The sequence below is a fragment of the Bisgaardia hudsonensis genome, from assembly GCF_004345785.1.
GTDB lineage: Bacteria > Pseudomonadota > Gammaproteobacteria > Enterobacterales > Pasteurellaceae > Bisgaardia > Bisgaardia hudsonensis.
In genome coordinates, this window is the sequence record NZ_SLXI01000001.1 from 325,600 (window position 1) to 344,108 (window position 18,509).

The 18,509-nt window shown below is 32.9% G+C and carries 18 protein-coding genes and 2 tRNA genes; 17 read left to right on the forward strand and 3 right to left on the reverse strand.

What is annotated here, in order from left to right:
• Window positions 1-47 precede the first annotated feature (47 nt).
• From EV697_RS01545 to EV697_RS01610, 14 genes are all read left to right on the forward strand, one after another.
• Window positions 48-1,907 carry an SLC13 family permease gene (locus EV697_RS01545; RefSeq protein ID WP_132021849.1) on the forward strand — a complete coding sequence of 620 codons (1,860 nt, stop codon included), beginning with the start codon at window positions 48-50 and terminating at the stop codon, window positions 1,905-1,907.
• Between the two features lie 60 nt (window positions 1,908-1,967).
• The gene (locus EV697_RS01550; RefSeq protein ID WP_132021851.1) at window positions 1,968-2,633 is read left to right on the forward strand and encodes a CDP-alcohol phosphatidyltransferase family protein; all 666 of its coding nucleotides are present in this window, start codon (window positions 1,968-1,970) and stop codon (window positions 2,631-2,633) included.
• Between the two features lie 13 nt (window positions 2,634-2,646).
• On the forward strand, window positions 2,647-3,276 hold the full coding sequence (locus EV697_RS01555; RefSeq protein ID WP_132021853.1) for a lysophospholipid acyltransferase family protein: 630 nt from the start codon (window positions 2,647-2,649) through the stop codon (window positions 3,274-3,276).
• Window position 3,277: 1 nt separating this feature from the next.
• On the forward strand, window positions 3,278-4,207 hold the full coding sequence (locus tag EV697_RS01560; protein ID WP_132021855.1) for a phosphatidate cytidylyltransferase: 930 nt from the start codon (window positions 3,278-3,280) through the stop codon (window positions 4,205-4,207).
• 22 nt (window positions 4,208-4,229) lie between these two features.
• Window positions 4,230-4,808, forward strand: a complete 579-nt coding sequence (mog, locus tag EV697_RS01565) for a molybdopterin adenylyltransferase (RefSeq protein ID WP_132021857.1) — start codon at window positions 4,230-4,232, stop codon at window positions 4,806-4,808.
• 23 nt (window positions 4,809-4,831) lie between these two features.
• Entirely contained in the window at window positions 4,832-5,170 is a 339-nt protein-coding gene (glnB, locus tag EV697_RS01570; RefSeq protein ID WP_132021859.1) for a nitrogen regulatory protein P-II, read from the forward strand.
• Between the two features lie 21 nt (window positions 5,171-5,191).
• A complete protein-coding gene (locus tag EV697_RS01575) occupies window positions 5,192-6,241 on the forward strand; it encodes an AI-2E family transporter (RefSeq protein WP_132021861.1) in 1,050 nt (349 codons plus the stop codon).
• Between the two features lie 195 nt (window positions 6,242-6,436).
• Window positions 6,437-7,555 (forward strand): dual-specificity RNA methyltransferase RlmN, encoded by a 1,119-nt coding sequence (gene rlmN, locus EV697_RS01580; protein WP_132021863.1) that lies wholly within the window; start codon window positions 6,437-6,439, stop codon window positions 7,553-7,555.
• A 32-nt stretch (window positions 7,556-7,587) separates the two neighbouring features.
• Window positions 7,588-8,124, forward strand: coding sequence for a type IV pilus biogenesis/stability protein PilW (gene pilW, locus EV697_RS01585; protein WP_132021865.1), 537 nt, complete (start codon window positions 7,588-7,590; stop codon window positions 8,122-8,124).
• A 131-nt stretch (window positions 8,125-8,255) separates the two neighbouring features.
• Entirely contained in the window at window positions 8,256-9,341 is a 1,086-nt protein-coding gene (locus EV697_RS01590; RefSeq protein WP_132021867.1) for a RodZ domain-containing protein, read from the forward strand.
• Between the two features lie 15 nt (window positions 9,342-9,356).
• A complete protein-coding gene (gene ispG / locus EV697_RS01595) occupies window positions 9,357-10,460 on the forward strand; it encodes a flavodoxin-dependent (E)-4-hydroxy-3-methylbut-2-enyl-diphosphate synthase (protein WP_176672783.1) in 1,104 nt (367 codons plus the stop codon).
• Between the two features lie 12 nt (window positions 10,461-10,472).
• On the forward strand, window positions 10,473-11,744 hold the full coding sequence (hisS, locus tag EV697_RS01600) for a histidine--tRNA ligase (protein ID WP_132021869.1): 1,272 nt from the start codon (window positions 10,473-10,475) through the stop codon (window positions 11,742-11,744).
• Between the two features lie 29 nt (window positions 11,745-11,773).
• Window positions 11,774-12,379 (forward strand): YfgM family protein, encoded by a 606-nt coding sequence (locus EV697_RS01605; protein ID WP_132021871.1) that lies wholly within the window; start codon window positions 11,774-11,776, stop codon window positions 12,377-12,379.
• 170 nt (window positions 12,380-12,549) lie between these two features.
• Window positions 12,550-12,873 (forward strand): methyltransferase family protein, encoded by a 324-nt coding sequence (locus EV697_RS01610; protein WP_236824065.1) that lies wholly within the window; start codon window positions 12,550-12,552, stop codon window positions 12,871-12,873.
• A 94-nt stretch (window positions 12,874-12,967) separates the two neighbouring features.
• On the opposite strand, the gene folD is transcribed toward EV697_RS01610, so the two are convergent.
• Window positions 12,968-13,816, reverse strand: a complete 849-nt coding sequence (gene folD, locus EV697_RS01615; protein ID WP_132021875.1) for a bifunctional methylenetetrahydrofolate dehydrogenase/methenyltetrahydrofolate cyclohydrolase FolD — start codon at window positions 13,814-13,816, stop codon at window positions 12,968-12,970.
• Window positions 13,817-14,012: 196 nt separating this feature from the next.
• Here folD and EV697_RS01620 point away from each other — a divergent pair.
• Together EV697_RS01620 and EV697_RS01625 are read left to right on the forward strand one after the other, a co-directional pair.
• Window positions 14,013-14,089: transfer RNA gene (locus EV697_RS01620), tRNA-Pro, on the forward strand.
• A gap of 25 nt (window positions 14,090-14,114) precedes the next feature.
• A tRNA-Arg gene (locus EV697_RS01625) sits at window positions 14,115-14,191 on the forward strand.
• A 213-nt stretch (window positions 14,192-14,404) separates the two neighbouring features.
• On the opposite strand, the gene EV697_RS01630 is transcribed toward EV697_RS01625, so the two are convergent.
• A complete protein-coding gene (locus EV697_RS01630) occupies window positions 14,405-16,318 on the reverse strand; it encodes a bifunctional 5-dehydro-2-deoxygluconokinase/5-dehydro-2-deoxyphosphogluconate aldolase (protein ID WP_132021877.1) in 1,914 nt (637 codons plus the stop codon).
• A gap of 262 nt (window positions 16,319-16,580) precedes the next feature.
• Here EV697_RS01630 and EV697_RS01635 point away from each other — a divergent pair, with 262 nt between their 5' ends.
• A complete protein-coding gene (locus EV697_RS01635) occupies window positions 16,581-17,426 on the forward strand; it encodes a MurR/RpiR family transcriptional regulator (RefSeq protein ID WP_132021879.1) in 846 nt (281 codons plus the stop codon).
• Between the two features lie 47 nt (window positions 17,427-17,473).
• On the opposite strand, the gene iolB is transcribed toward EV697_RS01635, so the two are convergent.
• Window positions 17,474-18,304, reverse strand: coding sequence for a 5-deoxy-glucuronate isomerase (iolB, locus tag EV697_RS01640; protein ID WP_132021881.1), 831 nt, complete (start codon window positions 18,302-18,304; stop codon window positions 17,474-17,476).
• Window positions 18,305-18,509: the final 205 nt, after the last annotated feature.

The following is an 18,509-nucleotide window of genomic DNA, read 5'->3' on the forward strand; positions in this document are numbered from 1 at the left end:
CTTTCATTTGGAGTATGGTCGCTAAAATTTAAGAGAGTAAGTAAACTATGTTGTTTAAACCAAGTGAGTTTTTTTCAAATACGCCTTTATTAGTAACATTAGGCTTTCTAGTTATTGCAATATTCTTGTTTGTTAGAAATAAAATTCGTATGGATGTAGTTGCACTACTCGTTATTTTATTATTTAGTTTAAGTGGAATTTTAACATCAGAAGAAGTGCTTGCTGGTTTTAGCGATCCAAATATTATTCTTATTGCATTGCTTTTTATTGTTGGAGAGGGACTCGTTAGAACTGGTGTTGCCTACCAAGTCAGTGAATGGCTAATTAAAGTCTCTAAAAATAGTGAAACTAGGGTATTAGTTTTACTGATGCTTGTTGTTGCAAGTTTAGGGGCTTTTATGAGCTCTACGGGAATTGTTGCTATTTTTATCCCTGTTGTATTAGTTATTTGTCGTCAAATGAATATTTCACCTAAGCAGTTAATGATGCCATTAAGTATGGCAGGCTTAATTAGCGGTATGATGACGCTGATTGCTACTGCGCCTAACCTAGTTGTGAATTCGGAATTAATTCGAGTAACCGGAACGAAGTTAAACTTTTTCTCTTTTACACCTTTAGGCATCGTCATTTTGATTGCAAGTGTTTTGTATATGTTAGTTGCGCGAAAGTGGCTGAAAGGTGATATTAATGATATAGAAAATCAAAAAGATAAACATTCGATTCAAGATTTAATTGAAGAATATCAATTAAATCAAAGGATTAAACGTTTTGTGGTTAAGTCAGGATCGCCTTTTATTAATCAAGTAGTTGAAGAATTACATTTACGTTCTAATTATGGGTTAAATATTTTAGCTATTGAAAGGTGGAAACGCCTACGTCCTGTATTTCTTTCCACTTCTTTAGGAAAAATAGAAATAAGAGAAAAAGATATTTTATTAATTGATGTGAGTAATCCAGAATTATCATTAGATACATTTTGTGAGGATTATCATTTAGAATTAGCTGAAATTAAGCAACAAAATTTTAATCAACAGAGTAAATCATTAGGAATGGTAGAAATTACACCAACGCCTAATAGTGATTATTTAAATAATACGATAAGTGAACTGCGATTTCGCTCTCGCTATGGATTAAATATTATTGGTATAAAACGAAATCAGGATATTTTACAAGGTAATATAGTTGATGAGCCTGTAAAGGCGGGAGATTTACTTCTTGCTACGGGTGATTGGAAATCAATTCAGGAATTACGCAAAAAAACAAAAAATTTCTTTGTATTAGATTATCCTACAGAAATTGAACGAGCGGTGCCTGCTCAAAGTCAAGCACCTTACGCAATTTTGTCAATTATTACAATGGTAATACTAATGGTTACAGGTATTGTTGCCAATGTCGTTGCTGCATTAATTGCTTGTTTAATGCTAGCTAAATTTCGCTGTATTGATGCCAAATCAGCTTATAATTCAATTCAATGGTCGAGTTTAATTTTGATTATCGGTATGATGCCTTTTTCTATAGCATTACAAAAAACAGGTGGCGTGAATTTGATTGTTGACTACTTATTAAGTATCACAGGAAATTGGGGAACACATACATTACTTATGGGGTTATTTATTATTTGTGCTGTTATTGGACTGTTTATTTCCAATACTGCAACCGCTATTTTGATGGCACCGATTGCTATTGAAATTGCACATTATTTGCACGTATCTCCTATTCCTTTTGCTATGACAGTAGCAATCGCCGCATCAGCGGCATTTATGACACCAATATCATCGCCCGTTAATACTATGGTGATTGGGTTTGGAGATTATAAATTTAGTGATTTTATAAAAATAGGCGTCCCTTTTACAGTTATCGTAATGTTAATTACAGTATTTTTAGTTCCTATATTATTTCCGCTATAAGAATATTGAGATAAAGGGATTTTTGTTATAAATAATTTTGGTTTAAATTGAGGATAAAATATGAGTATTTATGATCTTAAACCTAAGTTTCAAAATATTTTACGTCCGACCGTAATTAAATTAGAAAAACGAGGAATAACAGCCAATCAAGTTACTTTATTTGCCTGTAGTATTTCTGTTTTTGTAGGTTTATTTTTGACATCTCTTTCTTCTTATCACTGGTTATTTATTTTAATTCCTTTTTGGCTATTTTTTAGAATGGCACTCAATGCAATTGATGGAATGCTCGCCCGTGAATTTAATCAAAAATCTCGTCTTGGAGGGTATTTGAATGAAATCACTGACGTTGTTTCTGACGCTGCATTGTATTTACCTTTCGCTTTTATATTCCCTTTCTCTGCATTACAAGTAGCCCTGATTATTTGGCTTGCCGCACTAACAGAGTTTTGTGGTGTACTAGGTCAGATACAGGGAAAAACTCGACGTTATGATGGACCATTAGGTAAAAGTGATCGTGCTTTTTTATTTGGATTACTGGGTTTAGTTTATGTTTTTGTGCCAGTATTGCCTACGTGGCTATATTGGATTGCTTGGTTTGTTATTTTATTATTGATAGTTACCTGTGCTAAACGTGTTCGCTCAGGCTTATCTGAGATACTTTTAGAGGATAATAATTCTATAAATACATCAGAAAAAACAACCGCACTTAATACGGATTCTAATTAGTAAGGATAATATTATGTTAGCTAGATTAGTAGATTTTATATTATGCCGTTTTACCTCATTCATTACTGGTGTCAGACCGCATAGAGGTATTTCAGCACAATCAGGTAATAAAAACTGTTTATATTATGCAAATCATAATAGTCATGGCGATTTTATTTTACTTTGGGTCTCGTTGCCTTATGATGTACGTAAAAATACTCGTCCAGTTGCAGGAGCTGATTATTGGAATAAAGGTAAAATTCGTCGTTTCTTAGCAGAAAAAGTTTTCAATATGTTATTGATTGAAAGAGGAAGTGGGGATCCACAAGAAACAACAAATAGAATTAATGAAGCACTTAAAGAAAGTTCATTAATTATTTTTCCTGAAGGAACAAGGAAAACTGATGATGATTTACCATTACAACCGTTTAAAAGTGGCTTATTTTATTTGGCAAAGCAAAATCCTCAGTTAAAATTAATACCAGTTTGGATCAGCAATATGCAAAATGTGTTACCTAAAGGATTTATATTGCCGATACCTTTACTTTGTGATTTATATTTAGGTGAGTCTTTGGTGTATCAGGATAACGAAGATAAAGTGGATTTCTTAAGCAGAGCGGAGAAAGCATTATTAAGTTTAAATCCTAAAAATAAAGGGGAATAAAATGGAAATGTGGAAACTTTTTTGGGGATTAATTTTTACACTTATTATTGCCTCATCGATTGGGTATGGACTTAAATGGAAGGTGGGGTTTTCAACACCACACAATGTAATTGATAATCTGAATGCACGCATTAATGCTTGGTGGATAATGATCCTAATTATTTTCTTTGCGGCATTTATGGGGTTTTATTGGGTTATTGGTTTATTTTTTATTATTTCATTTATGGCACTTCGTGAGTTTTTATCATTAATTTATATTCGTCGTGGCGATCATTTTGCATTAGCTGCCTGTTTTTATGTAATTTTACCCTTGCAATATTATTTTGTGGCAACAGATTGGTTTAGTATGTTTACTATTTTTATACCCGTTTATGCTTTCTTATTTTTACCAATTTTATCCGCATTATTAGGTGATCCTACTCATTTCTTAGATCGTTCTACAAAAGTACAATGGGCAATTATGATTTCAGTCTTTTGTATTTCGCATATTCCAGCAGTATTGACTTTGGATATTGAGGGATTTGAAAGCAAAAATTTATTATCAATGATTTTCTTAATTTTAGTGGTACAAGCGAGTGATGTATTACAATATATTTGGGGTAAATTATTCGGAAAGCATAAAATAGCGCCGACATTATCACCTTCAAAAACAATAGAAGGTTTTATTGGAGGAGTAATTAGTGCCTCAGTTTTAGGTGGTTTGTTATATTGGCTAACACCTTTTACACCTGTTTATGCTGTATTGATCAGTTTACTGATTTGTTTAATGGGATTTTTAGGAGGTTTGGTTATGTCGGCAATTAAGCGAAGTATGGGCGTAAAAGATTGGGGAAATATGATCAGTGGGCATGGTGGAATGTTAGATCGTATGGATAGTTTGTGTTTTGCTGCACCGATTTTCTTTCATATAGTAAGATATTATTGGGCTTAATTATAAATAAATAGAGGTAAAAATGACCGCACTTTTGAAAATTGGTTTGGTTTCTGTATCGGATCGTGCATCACAAGGTGTTTATCAAGATCAAGGTATCCCAGAATTACAAAATTGGTTAGGAAAGGCACTTTGTGATCCTTTTGAAATTGAAACTCGCCTAATTCCAGATGAACAAATTGAGATTGAAAAAACATTATGTGAATTAGTAGATGATTGTCACTGCCATTTAGTGTTAACAACTGGTGGAACAGGGCCTGCAAAAAGAGATGTAACACCTGATGCAACCTTAGCTATTGCCGATCGCGAAATGCCTGGTTTTGGTGAACAAATGCGTCAAGTGAGTTTACATTTTGTGCCTACTGCAATCTTATCTCGACAGGTAGGCGTGATTCGGAAAGAGAGTTTGATTTTAAATTTACCCGGACAGCCAAAAGCGATAAAAGAAACGCTAGAAGGAGTAAAAGATAATGATGGAAATGTTGTTGTAAAAGGTATTTTTTCCGCAGTACCTTATTGTTTACAATTAATTAATGGAATTTATATTGATACAAAACCTGAAGTGATTTCAAGTTTTAGACCCAAATCAGCAAGAAAATAGAAACATAAATTAAGGGACTTTATATGAAAAAGATAGAAGCAATTATTAAACCGTTTAAATTAGATGATGTACGAGAAAGTTTATCAGATATTGGTATTACCGGAATGACAGTAACCGAAGTTCGCGGTTTTGGTCGTCAAAAAGGACATACTGAGCTTTATCGTGGTGCGGAGTATATGGTTGATTTTTTACCAAAAGTAAAAATGGAAATAATTGTTCCTGATGATATAGTGGATCAATGTGTAGAGGTAATTATTGATACGGCACAATCTGGAAAAATTGGTGACGGTAAGATATTTGTTTATGATGTAGAACGAGTTATTCGTATCAGAACTGGCGAAGAAAACGAAGAAGCTATTTAATTTTATTTAAATTGAGAAAATATGAAAAATAATACCGCACTTTTTAGAGTATTACTTGCCTGTGCTGCATTAGTTGTTATTTTTGCAGGGATAAAGCTCGCAACAGAAATCGTTGTTCCTTTTTTACTTGCTTTATTTATTGCTATTATTTGCTCGCCGATTGTTGATTTTATGACAAAACGTAAAATACAACGTTGGTTGGCAATAACAGTACTTTTTTGTCTAATATTGGTCGTTTTCTTTTTCTTAGTTGGGCTTATTAACGGTACGGTTAGAGAATTTACTCAATCTATTCCACAATATAAAATATTATTATCACAGCGTTTGAATGATATTTGGGCATTAGCACAACGATTTAATATTCCTTTGCATATTTCAAAAGATACTATTTTGGATAATTTTGATCCGAGTATTGTGATGAATTTTGTAAGTAAATTATTACTTGGCTTTTCTGGCGTAGTTACTAATGTTTTTGTATTATTTCTTGTGGTAATCTTAATGCTTTTTGAAGCACCTACTGCGAAACATAAATTTGCGGTGGCATTCAGTGCAAATAATCAAAATATTGAACCTCAAGAATATTATATCGATCGTATTCTAAAGGGCGTAATTAGTTATTTAGGAGTGAAAACCTTAACCAGTGCAATTACAGGAATATTAGTTTACACATTACTTAAAATAGCTGGCGTACAGTACGCTATTTTGTGGGCAACATTTAGTTTTTTATTTAATTATATTCCTAATATAGGATCGATTCTCGCCTCTATTCCTATTATTGTTCAGGCATTATTATTAAATGGTTTTACTATTGGATTTTTTGTTACCATTGGTGTTGTAATGATTAATATGATTGTAGGGAATATTCTTGAACCTAAATTGATGGGGAGAAAATTAGGTTTATCAACATTGGTTGTTTTTCTTTCGCTATTATTTTGGGGATGGTTATTGGGAACTGTTGGTATGTTGTTATCTGTACCGCTTACTATGACATTAAAGATTGCTTTAGAAGCGAGTCCTAAAACAATGAAATATGCATTACTATTGGGTGATATTTCTAAAAAAGTAGATTGATAATAAAATCTATTAAAAAATAACCGCACTTTTTATTGTTTTGCGATCGGAATCGTAAATATAACGAGTATTTATTTATTCTATTTGTGAATACGAAAGAAAAGCACTAGATTAATAGGCGTGGAATCTGTACAATCACGCCTCTTTTTATGTAACTATTTTATAATAAGCCATAAGGTGTAATAACGAGGCACAATGTCAGAAAAAATTAATTTAATGAATTTAACTCGTCAAGAAATGAGAGCATTTTTTGAAGAGTTAGGTGAGAAGCCATTTAGAGCAGATCAATTAGTGAAATGGATTTATCATTTTGGCGAAGATAATTTCGACAATATGACAAATATTAATAAGAAACTAAGAGACAAACTGAAATCTGTTGCGGAAATTAAAGCTCCAGAAGTGGCTGTGGAACAACGATCTTCAGATGGTACGATAAAATGGGCAATGCAAGTGGGCGATCAGCAAGTCGAAACGGTTTATATTCCAGAAGCTGATAGAGCAACGCTTTGTGTTTCATCACAAGTTGGTTGTGCTTTAGCTTGTACTTTTTGCTCTACGGCACAACAAGGGTTTAATCGTAATTTAACTGTTTCCGAAATTATTGGACAAGTATGGCGAGCCTCAAAAATTATTGGTAATTTTGGGGTAACTGGAGTTAGACCTATTACTAATGTTGTTATGATGGGAATGGGAGAGCCGTTGTTAAATGTAGCGAATGTTGTGCCAGCAATGGAAATTATGTTAGATGATTTTGCTTATGGTTTATCAAAACGCCGAGTAACATTATCTACTTCTGGCGTTGTTCCTGCTTTAGATAAATTAAGTGGTGTTATTGATGTCGCATTAGCTATTTCATTACACGCTCCAAATGATGAATTACGAGATGAAATTGTACCAATCAACAAAAAATATAATATTAAAATGTTGATTGATTCGGTTAATCGATATTTAAGTGTATCTAATGCTAATCACGGTAAAGTAACTATTGAATATGTTATGTTGAATCAAATAAATGATTCGATTGAACACGCTCATCAATTGGCTAAGGTGTTAAAAAATACACCTTGTAAAATTAATTTGATTCCTTGGAATCCATTCCCAGAGGCTCCGTATCAAAAGAGTTCTAATACGAGAATAGATCGTTTTCAAAAGACTTTGATGGAGTACGGATTTACTGTTATTGTGAGGAAAACTCGAGGCGATGACATTGATGCGGCTTGTGGACAGTTAGCAGGAGATGTAATTGATCGAACTAAGCGTACGGTTCAGAAAAAACGTTTTGGTGAAACTATTTCACTAAAACAAGTTAATTAATAGACTGACTTTGATAATCAAGGAGAAAAATAATGCGGTACATTAAATGGATTAGTGCAATTTATTTTTCTTTTTTATTATCCGCTTGTGTATCAAATACACAATCTAATAATAGCTTTAATAAAGAATCTGCAGCAAAAGCGAGGGTAGAGTTAGCACTTGGATACTTATCCTTTCATAACTTTACTCAAGCAAAAGCAAGTTTAGATAAGGCTCTTAATTATGCGCCAAATTATTTTTTAGTTCATTCCGCATTTGCTTATTTCTATCAATTACAAGGTAATATAGTGGAAGCTCGGAAATCTTATGAAAGCTCAATTGAGTTAGATGATAAAAAAGGTGATGTGAAAAATAATTATGGTGCTTTTTTATGTGGTCAAGGTGAGTTTGATTTAGCGTTTCAACAATTTGATAATGCTTTAAAAACTGATGGTTATCATAATCAAATTGATACCTATGAAAATATTATACTATGTGCTAAAGCTGCAAATAATCTAAATCGTTATAATGAATATTTAATATTGTTAAAGAAAGTCGCACCAGAGAGAGTTCATCGTTTATCTAAATAAACTTATCTTTCTATTTAAGGTATGTTTTACAATTTAATTACACATAATCTCTTGCAAAAGAGGTTGTACGTCTTTAAACTTTGGTTCTTATAGCTTTTATAAATAATTTAAAATTAACTTAAGAATTAAATATGACAAATAATCAACCACAACAAATAGAATTACAAGATAAAATTGATATAGGACAGCAATTTCGTCAAAAAAGAGAAGAATTAAATTTATCATTAGAAGATGTTTCAAAAGAAATAAATTTAAGACCCTCCGTGTTATCTTGTATTGAAAATAATCAACTTGATATACTATCCCTTTCGCCTACCTTTGTTAAAGGTTATGTCCGTAATTATGCTCGTTTTTTAAATTTACCCAATACTGTTTGGGAGCCGATGTTATTTACATTAGGTACATCTTTAAAAAATAATTTAGGTAAAAATATTGCCTCAATTTCTCAGGTTAATTTAAATACATCAAATCATCGTTGGATAGGCTATATTACGGCACTAGTGGTTTTTATTGTTATTAGTATGACTGCATTGTGGTGGTGGGAGAATTATCAACATCTTAATGAAGAACGTGATACTTTAGTGAATAGTTATGTAAATGGATCTACATCGAAATCTGCCAACCAAGAAAAAGAGAGTATCAGTAAGGGGACGGCACAGGATAGTCCAATAACTATTATCGAAAAGCAACAAGATAGCGTAAAAGATATATCATCGCCAGTAGCAACAAGCTTAGAAAATAATAGTCTAAAAACAGTAGATAATGTTGATTTGAATATTATTAAGGCTCAAAAATCAACTGATTTGATGACAGAAGAAAATAATTTAACGATTGTAAATGATAAAAGTATTGTCAATACCGAGACTAACCTAGAAAGTTTAACTTCTGCTCAAATTTTAGAAAATGAAATTGCAAAAGTAAAACAAGAACAGGATAACCAATTAGACAAAAATGTACTTGAGGCGAATTCTGAGGCTCAGATGAATTATGAGTTAAAAATTGAAATTACAGGCCCTAGTTGTTGGTTAAGTGTTAAAGACAGTAAGCGTAATATATTAGCTCAAAAAGAATATAAGCAAGGAGAAATCCTAACTTTTGATAAAGGTATGCCTTATTCATTAATTATTGGTGCGCCAGCTAATGTTAAGATTACTTATAAAGGTGAAAATTATCCTTTGACAGTTGATGGTCGTGTCGCTAGATTTAAATTACAATAGATCAGAGTGGAAATAATGTTGGAAAAACCTGATATTAAACGTCGTGAATCGATAAAAATTTTTGTGGGAAATGTGCCTGTTGGTGGTGATGCGCCGATAGCTGTACAATCGATGACGAATACAAGAACAACTGATGTAGAAGCAACGGTTGCGCAAATCAAGGCATTAGAGCGTGTTGGTGCTGATATTGTTCGTGTTTCTGTCCCAACAATGGATGCAGCAGAGGCATTTAAGTTGATTAAGCAACAAGTCAAAGTGCCTTTAATTGCAGATATTCATTTTGATTATCGTATAGCCCTAAAAGTCGCTGAATATGGGGTTGATTGTTTAAGGATCAATCCTGGTAATATTGGCCGTGAAGATCGAATAAGAGCCGTTGTTGATTGTGCGAAAGATAATAATATTCCCATTCGTATTGGTGTGAATGCAGGATCTTTAGAAAAAGATATACAAGAAAAATATGGTGAGCCGACACCACAAGCATTGCTTGAAAGTGCATTGCGTCATGTAGAAATATTGGATCGTCTCAACTTCGATCAGTTTAAAGTAAGTGTAAAGGCCTCTGATGTTTTTCTTGCTGTAGAAAGTTATCGTTTGCTTGCTAAAGCAATCAAACAGCCTTTGCATTTAGGCATTACTGAGGCTGGAGGTGCAAGAGCTGGAGCTGTCAAATCAGCGATTGGATTAGGATTACTTTTATCAGAAGGAATTGGCGATACATTAAGGGTTTCTTTAGCTGCAGATCCGATAGAAGAGATAAAAGTAGGCTTTGATATACTGAAATCATTAAGAATTCGTTCTCGAGGTATTAATTTTATTGCTTGTCCTACTTGTTCTAGACAAGAATTTGATGTAATTGGTACAGTAAATGCTTTAGAACAACGTTTGGAAGATATTATTACACCAATGGATGTATCCATCATCGGTTGTGTTGTAAATGGTCCTGGAGAAGCATTAGTTTCAGATCTTGGCGTAACAGGTGGTAATAAGAAGAGTGGTTACTATTTAGATGGGCAGCGCCAGAAAGAGCGTTTTGATAATGATAATCTAATAGATCAATTAGAAGCAAAGATTCGTGCTAAAATCGCACAAAACGATCCAAAAAATCGAATTATTTAAAGGAAAAAAAGAGTGGCAAGGACAATTCAAGCAATCCGAGGTATGAATGACTGTTTACCATCGGAAACGCCTTTGTGGCAATGGGTAGAAAATAAAATTCGTCAAACTTTAGCAAGTTATGGGTATTCAGAAATACGTATGCCTATTGTTGAAAATACACCATTATTTGCACGAGCAATTGGTGAAGTAACCGATGTTGTTGAAAAAGAGATGTTTACTTTCAACGATCGTGATGATGAGAGCTTAACTTTACGTCCAGAGGGGACTGCTGGTTGTGTGCGTGCAGGTATTGAGCACGGGTTACTTTACAATCAGGAACAGCGTTTATGGTATATGGGGCCAATGTTTCGTTATGAACGCCCTCAAAAAGGACGTTATCGTCAATTTCATCAAGTAGGTGTTGAGATTTTTGGTATTAGTCAACCTGAAATTGATGCTGAACTGATTATGTTAACTGCTCGTTTGTGGAAATCATTGGGTATTTTTGAACACGTTACTTTACAATTAAACTCTATTGGTTCACTTGAAGCTAGAAGAAGTTATCGTCAAGCATTAGTTGATTTTTTACAAAACCATTTGGATGTTTTAGATGAAGATTGTAAACGTCGTTTGACAACTAATCCATTACGTATTTTGGATAGTAAAAATGAAAAAGTACAAGAAATTTTGAATAATGCACCAAAATTACATGATTATTTAGATACAGAGAGTCTTGAACATTTTGCTCAGTTATGTGAATTATTAGATGCTGTAGGAATTAAATACGAAGTTAATCAAAAATTAGTTCGTGGTTTGGATTATTATAATAAAACAGTATTTGAATGGGTTACTTCAGCACTTGGCGCACAAGGAACTATTTGTGGTGGTGGACGCTATGATGGTTTAGTGGAGCAACTTGGTGGGCATTCAACAAGTGGTGTTGGGTTCGCGATGGGGTTAGAACGTTTAGTTTTATTGGTTCAAGAAGTTAATAATATTGAGTTGCCAAGTGCGGTGGATATTTACATTGTTTATGTAGGAGAAGGGACTAGATTATCCGCATTTACTGTCGCTGAGAAATTACGTTCAGAATTGTCTCACTTACGAACAATGGTACATTGTAGTGGTGGAAACTTTAAAAAACAATTTAAACGAGCAGATAAAAGTGGTGCAAAATTTGCGTTAGTTATTGGTGAAACTGAGCTTCAGACTAATCAGGTTGTTGTAAAAGATCTATTGGGAAGAGCAGACCAGAAAACTATATCTTTTGATAATATTACTACTTATCTCAGTAGTGTATTTTAAATTTATATTTTATTTAAAAGGAAATCAAGATGGCTTATACAGTTGAAGAAGAGCAAGAGATTAATAATTTAAAAGCTTGGTGGCAAGATAACTATAAATCTATTATTATTACTTCGGTATTAACTTTTGGTGCGGTATTTGGATGGCGTTATTGGCAAGATTATCAAGAAAAAAAATCACAAGCATTATCCGTTCAATATGAACAACTAATCTCTATAGATGATACATTAGGTGAAGAAAAATTTAAGCAATTTGTTACGGATAATAGCAAAACGAGTTATGCCGTTTTAGCATTGTTAGAGCGAGCAAGGTTAAATGTAGATACAAAAGAATTTGTTCAAGCAGAAATATTATTAACGCAGGCATTATCACAATCTTCTGATGATCTTCTTATTTCTATATCTGCTCTTCGCTTAGCAATGGTTCAGTATCAGTTACAGAAATTTGATAGTGCTTTAAGTTCTCTGGATAAAGTGAAAGGAAAAAGTTGGGATAGTCGCAAATTACTTCTAAAAGGTGATATTCTTCTTGCTAAAGGCGATAATATATCTGCAAAATCAAGTTTTGAAGAAGCCTTAAGTAGTGCAAGTCCTTTAGAAAAATCTTTCATACAGATGAGATTAAATAATTTATAATTTAGAATAAATTAGCGCCTTGGATATTCCAAGGCTTTTTATTAGTTAGTAAATAAATGAACTCAGTAAAACTTCCTCCTCCAGTTATTTTTATTGTATGTATTCTGATAATGTACATTCTACCTAAATTTTATCTTTTCGATAGATACTTGTATTTAGTGGTTTCTTCTTTGCTACTTAGTAGTGTTTTTGCTATAACAAGTGTGTGCCAATTTATTATAAATAAAGCTAATATTAGCCCGATTAATTTAAATACAGATAAGTTTATTACTACAGGCATTTATCGATTTACTCGAAACCCTATGTATTTGAGTTTAGTGCTTGCTTTAGTAGCTTGGTTTTTTTGGCTAGGTAATTTGTTGGCAATTTTCGGGATCGTATTATTTGTTATTCTTATTAATTACTTACAGATTAAGCCAGAAGAAAAAGTATTAGAAAAAATATTTGGGCAAGATTATTTAATCTATAAAAAGAAAGTTAGGCGTTGGATTTGATAGTTTAAAACTAATTCATTTCTGTTATAAAATAATGTGGTAATTTTGAATTGGTAGATGCCATAATATATTGATTATGGCATCTTTTACTTTATTATTGATTATTTTCGTAAGCAGTTAACGTATTTTCCATCAGCATTGCTACTGTCATTGGTCCAACTCCACCTGGAACAGGCGTAATAAAACTGGCTTTTTGAGCGGCTACATCATACTCAACATCACCTTGCAATTTACCTTCAACTCGATTTATACCTACATCAATAACAATAGCTCCTTCTTTGATCCAATTACCAGGAATAAATTGTGCTTTACCGACAGCGACAACTACAATGTCAGCTTGGCGTACATAATTCTCTAAATCTTTTGTAAAACGATGTGTAACAGTTGTTGTACAACCTGCAAGTAATAACTCTAGTGCCATTGGACGCCCTACAATATTTGATGCACCAACAATAACAGCGTGTTTACCATGAAGATCAGTATTAGTTGTTTCAAGGAGTTTTATTATACCATAAGGTGTACAAGCTCGTAGTTTTGGAATCCGTTGACAAAGTCTTCCAACATTATAAGGGTGGAAACCATCAACATCTTTATTTGGGTTTATTCGTTCAATTATTTTTGTTGAATCAATATGTTTTGGTAATGGAAGCTGTACTAGAATTCCATCAATTTCAGGATCAATATTTAATTTATCAATTAATTTTAGTAATTCTTCTTCTGAAGTTTCAATAGATAAATCATAGGACTTAGAATGAATACCTATTTCATCACAACTTTTTCTCTTACTGTTTACATAAACTTGAGAGGCAGGATCTGAACCGACCAAAATAACCGCTAATCCTGGGGCTCTTTTTCCTTCAGAGATAAATTGTTGAATTTTTTTTGATACTTCAGATTTTATTTGTTTAGATAATTCCGTGCCTGAAATAACTTGTGCGGTCATTCGTTTTTCCTTTTATATAATGATACAACTAGTTGATATGCTAAGCATATGGAGTTTAATAAAATAAAGCTTGCGTATTTTCTCAAAAAAATTCATTTAATGTAAGCATTAATTGGAAAAAAAGTGAGCGTTTGAAATAAAAAACTAAAAAAAGAATTGACTGTATTTAAAAGGAAACTATAATGCTTGCATACTTCGGCGAGTAGCGCAGCTTGGTAGCGCAACTGGTTTGGGACCAGTGGGTCGTAGGTTCAAATCCTATCTCGCCGACCAATTCTCTAAACTGTCTATTTTCAATGCGCCCTTAGCTCAGCTGGATAGAGCAACGCCCTTCTAAGGCGTGGGTCAAAGGTTCGAATCCTTTAGGGCGTGCCATCTCGGCTTTATGTTTCAATAAATCGTAATTAGGTTATAAAATACAAAAGTGTCTTTCTATTTTGTGTCATAAAAATGAGACTTGAAACGAAGTTTGTTTGTATGAGGTAATAACTAATTACTATCAAGATAAAGATTATTTTTGAAATATAAAAAATAAGAGTTCATTATTAAAAAAATAATGAACTCTTAGTGTTTATAATTGATTTGCTTTTAAGAACGATGGTTTTTCCAAGCTTTAATTAATTTTCTATATCTTTCTGATACATTATTAATTAATTGTTCATCGTTAATTTTTCCTGATAACCAATTTAAAGAAGCTTCACCAAAAATGGTTCTACCTACTGCAAATCCTTTCACAAGTGGAATATCTGCTGCAGCATTGAATACTTCTTCAAATTGCTCTATTGGTGAATCAAGGCCTAATATTAGAATTCCACGACAATATGGATCGTTTTCTTCTATTTTTTTACTAATATTTAACCAGGTTTCTTTTGATACTCCTGGTAATTTCCACCAGTCTGGTTTTATTCCTAAAGCGTAGAAGTGAGATATGATTTCTACATAATAGTTTTCTGATTGTTCCATATCAGATGGTAATATTACTTCAAGTAACAATTCATGACCTGTTCGGCAACAACTTTGGTAAATTTCTTGAATTTTCTCATCTTGCTCTTGTTTTAAATTTAATTTATCTTTTGGATGATAGAATACTAGGCATTTTACCACATGCTCTTTTGGCCAAGAAGTAAGCTGGCTACCAAGGTCACCATGCTCTAATCGTAGTGGACGAGATGATGGTAATTCAATTGGGCGACCAATCCACCAATTTTTACCTGTAATTTCGTTTAAAGCAGCTTGACCAAAAGTTGTATCAGCTAAAATACCTGCATTTCCATCATAGATATTTTCTTCTTTTGCTGTTTTTTCTGCAGCTGTAAGTAATAGTGTCTTTAGTTTAGGTATTAATTCTATATTTGCACCACATTGATTTGCCATATCTATAAGCTGTTTACGATGATCAAATGCAAAAATACATAGGTTCTCCCATTGTTTTTTTCTTGTCGTTACTCTATGTAAATGATTAAGTTTTATATCTAAATCTGGTCTAGGTACAGATTCTGCTCGTGATAAGTAATCATCTAATTCTTCTTTAGTCGGCATTGCTGGCGCACAACCATGACGAGAGACTACTAGAGCACCACAAGCATTTGCATAACGACAACATTGTTCCCAACTTTCACCATTTATATAGCCACGGAGAAGCCCTGACATAAATGCATCTCCAGCTCCTAAAACATTTAAAACTTCAACACGAACACCATAAACATTTATCCCCCCATCTATATGGTCTGGTATTTCTCCTTCAAACACAGAACAACCTAAAGCACCACGCTTACAAACTAGTGTTGCATTACTTACTTTACGTACATTTTTCAATGCAGTAAGCGTATCCGTTGATCCTCCTGCTATATGAAACTCTTCTTCAGTACCTACTAGAACATCAAAATGATGTAATACTTCTTGTAGAGATGCTGTAACTGCTTCTGAATCAATGAAACGTGTTTCCCCATCACCAATAGAGGTTAATCCCCAAAGTACAGGCCTATAGTCAATATCTAATAATCGTTTAGTATTATTTCTTCCTGCATATTCCAATGCTGTGAGAACGGCATTGCGAGTTTTAGGATTTGATAAATGTGTTCCTGTGATTGCTAGAGCTTTGGCTGATGCAATATATTCTTCACTAAAATCCTCTGATGTAATTGCCATATCAGCACAATTATCACGATAAAATATTAATGGGAAAGTATCTTGATCTTTAATACCTAGAATGACTAATGCAGTTAAGCGTTCTTTATCTGTAATTAAATGGCTAGTATCCACTCCTACTCGTTGTAATTCTTCGCGTAAAAATCTTCCCATATGTTCATCACCAACTCTGGCTAACATAGATGATTTCACTCCTTGAACCGCTGTACCATAGGCAACATTTCCCGATGAACCACCTAAGTATTTAGCAAATGAGCTGGCATCTTCTAATCTATCCCCAATTTGTTGAGAATATAAGTCTACTGCGACCCGACCTAAACAAATAAGATCTAATTTTTTCTGAATTGTGTTCATATTATTTTCCTTAGTGAGAATGTTTAAGTATATTTACGCCTATGAATTATACATCAATATTGAAATATTTGTTTCAAAAAATGCAATATAAAATTTATATTTTAGATGTAGATCACAAAAAGATGAATAACTTATTCTATTTGAGTTAGTAACTATTTATAAAATCCAAGTACCTTTTGAATGCTAACCAATATTTCATTATGAAAATTTTTTTATTAAGTGGTAGAATATCTGCACAATTAAATGATAAAAGTTATATAAAATGCAAAAAAATTCACAAATTTTAAACCTACAAAATGAAATTCGTTTGCGATATGACAGTTTGAGTAAGCGTTTAAAACAAGTAGCGCGGTATGTTTTAGATAATCCGAACAATGTTGTTTTTGATACTGTAGCAACTATTGCAGAACAAGCTGATGTACCTCCATCTACATTAATTAGATTTGCTAATGCTTTTGGTTTTAGTGGATTTAATGAAATGAAACAAATATTCAAAGAGAATTTAATTGAGGAAACTGCTAATTATACTGAAAGACTTCAATTATTTCGTCGATTAGAGCCTTCTCAAGATTATCAAGAAAGTGCAATTGATATTTTAAATATATTTTCTCAGGCTAATGCACAAGCCTTATATCAGCTTGATCATCATATAACCTCTGAGCAATTACAACAAGCTGTGAATATTTTACGAGATGCAAATAATATCTTTATTATTGGGCTGAAACGTTCATTTAGTGTTGCTTGTTATTTGGATTATGCATTACATCATATTGACTGTCGTTCCTTCATTATCAATGGATTAGGTGGGATGTTTGATGAGCAATTAAGTCAAGTCAAAGAAGGAGATGTTGTTATTGCGATTAGTTTTTCGCCTTATGCAAGAGAAACATTGGATATTATGAATACAACATCAAGAAAAGGTATAAAACAGATTGCGATTACAGATAGTCAGATTAGTCCATTAATTGCCTTTAGTGATGTTTCTTTTGTTATAAAAGAAGCTCAAGTGCATGGTTTTAGATCACAATGTGCAACGATGACACTTGTTCAAACTCTTGCAATTGCCTTGGCATTAGAAACAGAAAAAAGACTTAAAACAAAAAGTTAAATTTAAAGTGCGGTATTTTTTACCGCACTTTATATTAGTAATAGGATTTATTTAAATTTATCGGCATAAACTTGACTATTTATCCATTGATGATCTTCTTCCCACGAAAAACGCCATTTACGAACAGGTCCAGCCATAACATTTAAATAGTAATTATTGTATCCGGCAATTGTTGCAACAGGATGATATCCTTTTGGCACTTGAACTACATCTCCGTCATATACAGCCATACATTCATCTAAGGATCTATCGTCCGTATAAACTCTCTGCATTGCAAAACCTTGTGATGGCTCAAAACGGTGATAATAGGTTTCTTCTAGGTAGGTTTCAGTTTCGCTATTTTTCTGATCATGTTTATGGCTTGGAAAAGAGCTTGTATTTCCTTCATCTGTAAAAACCTCCACAACGAGTAAAGCATCGGCGGGCTCTGTTTCAGGTAAAATATTATGAACAAGCCTTTGGTTATTTCCAAAGCCTCGTTTTTCTACACCAACATCATCAGGTGTAATTAAACGAACAGGGAGGTTTCCATTACTTGGTGCTCTACATACCGCTAGCTCTAGATAGCTTTCAGCTTTAATCGTAACTTTTTGGTGATGTGGCACATAGACAGAATAGGGAGGGATTCGTTCAAAAGGTGTAGAACGATTACCTATATTTTTAAATACTTGTTCAGAAACAGAAATGGTTGCTTTCCCTGATACTAAAACAAAACATACTTCAGTATTATCTGTGTTAAAACTTAATATTTGATTTTCTTTTAAATGATACATTTCAAAACCGACATATTCCCATCCTGCACTTTGGGGTGTGATTTTTTGAGTTTGACCATTTTCAGCAAGTGTGTTTTTTGCGGATTTTGATAATAAATGACTCATATAAATCTCCAATTCTAATTTAGAAAATATTCTATTATCTATCATAACTTAATTAACTCATTTGACCATGAAAAATTATTAAATATCCAACATGGATCACAAAATGAAATAAATTTTTCAATATTTATCGTGAATGAATTGAAATATTTATTTTATTGTTCTAATCTAGCTAAAGGCATAAATTGTTATTTTGTTTACAGGTTAA

Excerpts from the sequence above, each read along its gene's own strand:
- iolB (WP_132021881.1), bottom strand. The coding sequence starts at position 18,304 with ATGAGTCATTTATTATCAAAATCCGCAAAAAACACACTTGCTGAAAAT.
- EV697_RS01545 (WP_132021849.1), top strand. The coding sequence starts at position 48 with ATGTTGTTTAAACCAAGTGAGTTTTTTTCAAATACGCCTTTATTAGTA.
- EV697_RS01575 (WP_132021861.1), top strand. The coding sequence starts at position 5,192 with ATGAAAAATAATACCGCACTTTTTAGAGTATTACTTGCCTGTGCTGCA.
- glnB (WP_132021859.1), top strand. The coding sequence starts at position 4,832 with ATGAAAAAGATAGAAGCAATTATTAAACCGTTTAAATTAGATGATGTA.
- EV697_RS01605 (WP_132021871.1), top strand. The coding sequence starts at position 11,774 with ATGGCTTATACAGTTGAAGAAGAGCAAGAGATTAATAATTTAAAAGCT.
- mog (WP_132021857.1), top strand. The coding sequence starts at position 4,230 with ATGACCGCACTTTTGAAAATTGGTTTGGTTTCTGTATCGGATCGTGCA.
- EV697_RS01630 (WP_132021877.1), bottom strand. The coding sequence starts at position 16,318 with ATGAACACAATTCAGAAAAAATTAGATCTTATTTGTTTAGGTCGGGTC.
- EV697_RS01635 (WP_132021879.1), top strand. The coding sequence starts at position 16,581 with ATGCAAAAAAATTCACAAATTTTAAACCTACAAAATGAAATTCGTTTG.
- rlmN (WP_132021863.1), top strand. The coding sequence starts at position 6,437 with ATGTCAGAAAAAATTAATTTAATGAATTTAACTCGTCAAGAAATGAGA.
- EV697_RS01590 (WP_132021867.1), top strand. The coding sequence starts at position 8,256 with ATGACAAATAATCAACCACAACAAATAGAATTACAAGATAAAATTGAT.
- folD (WP_132021875.1), bottom strand. The coding sequence starts at position 13,816 with ATGACCGCACAAGTTATTTCAGGCACGGAATTATCTAAACAAATAAAA.
- pilW (WP_132021865.1), top strand. The coding sequence starts at position 7,588 with ATGCGGTACATTAAATGGATTAGTGCAATTTATTTTTCTTTTTTATTA.
- ispG (WP_176672783.1), top strand. The coding sequence starts at position 9,357 with ATGTTGGAAAAACCTGATATTAAACGTCGTGAATCGATAAAAATTTTT.
- EV697_RS01550 (WP_132021851.1), top strand. The coding sequence starts at position 1,968 with ATGAGTATTTATGATCTTAAACCTAAGTTTCAAAATATTTTACGTCCG.
- EV697_RS01560 (WP_132021855.1), top strand. The coding sequence starts at position 3,278 with ATGGAAATGTGGAAACTTTTTTGGGGATTAATTTTTACACTTATTATT.
- EV697_RS01555 (WP_132021853.1), top strand. The coding sequence starts at position 2,647 with ATGTTAGCTAGATTAGTAGATTTTATATTATGCCGTTTTACCTCATTC.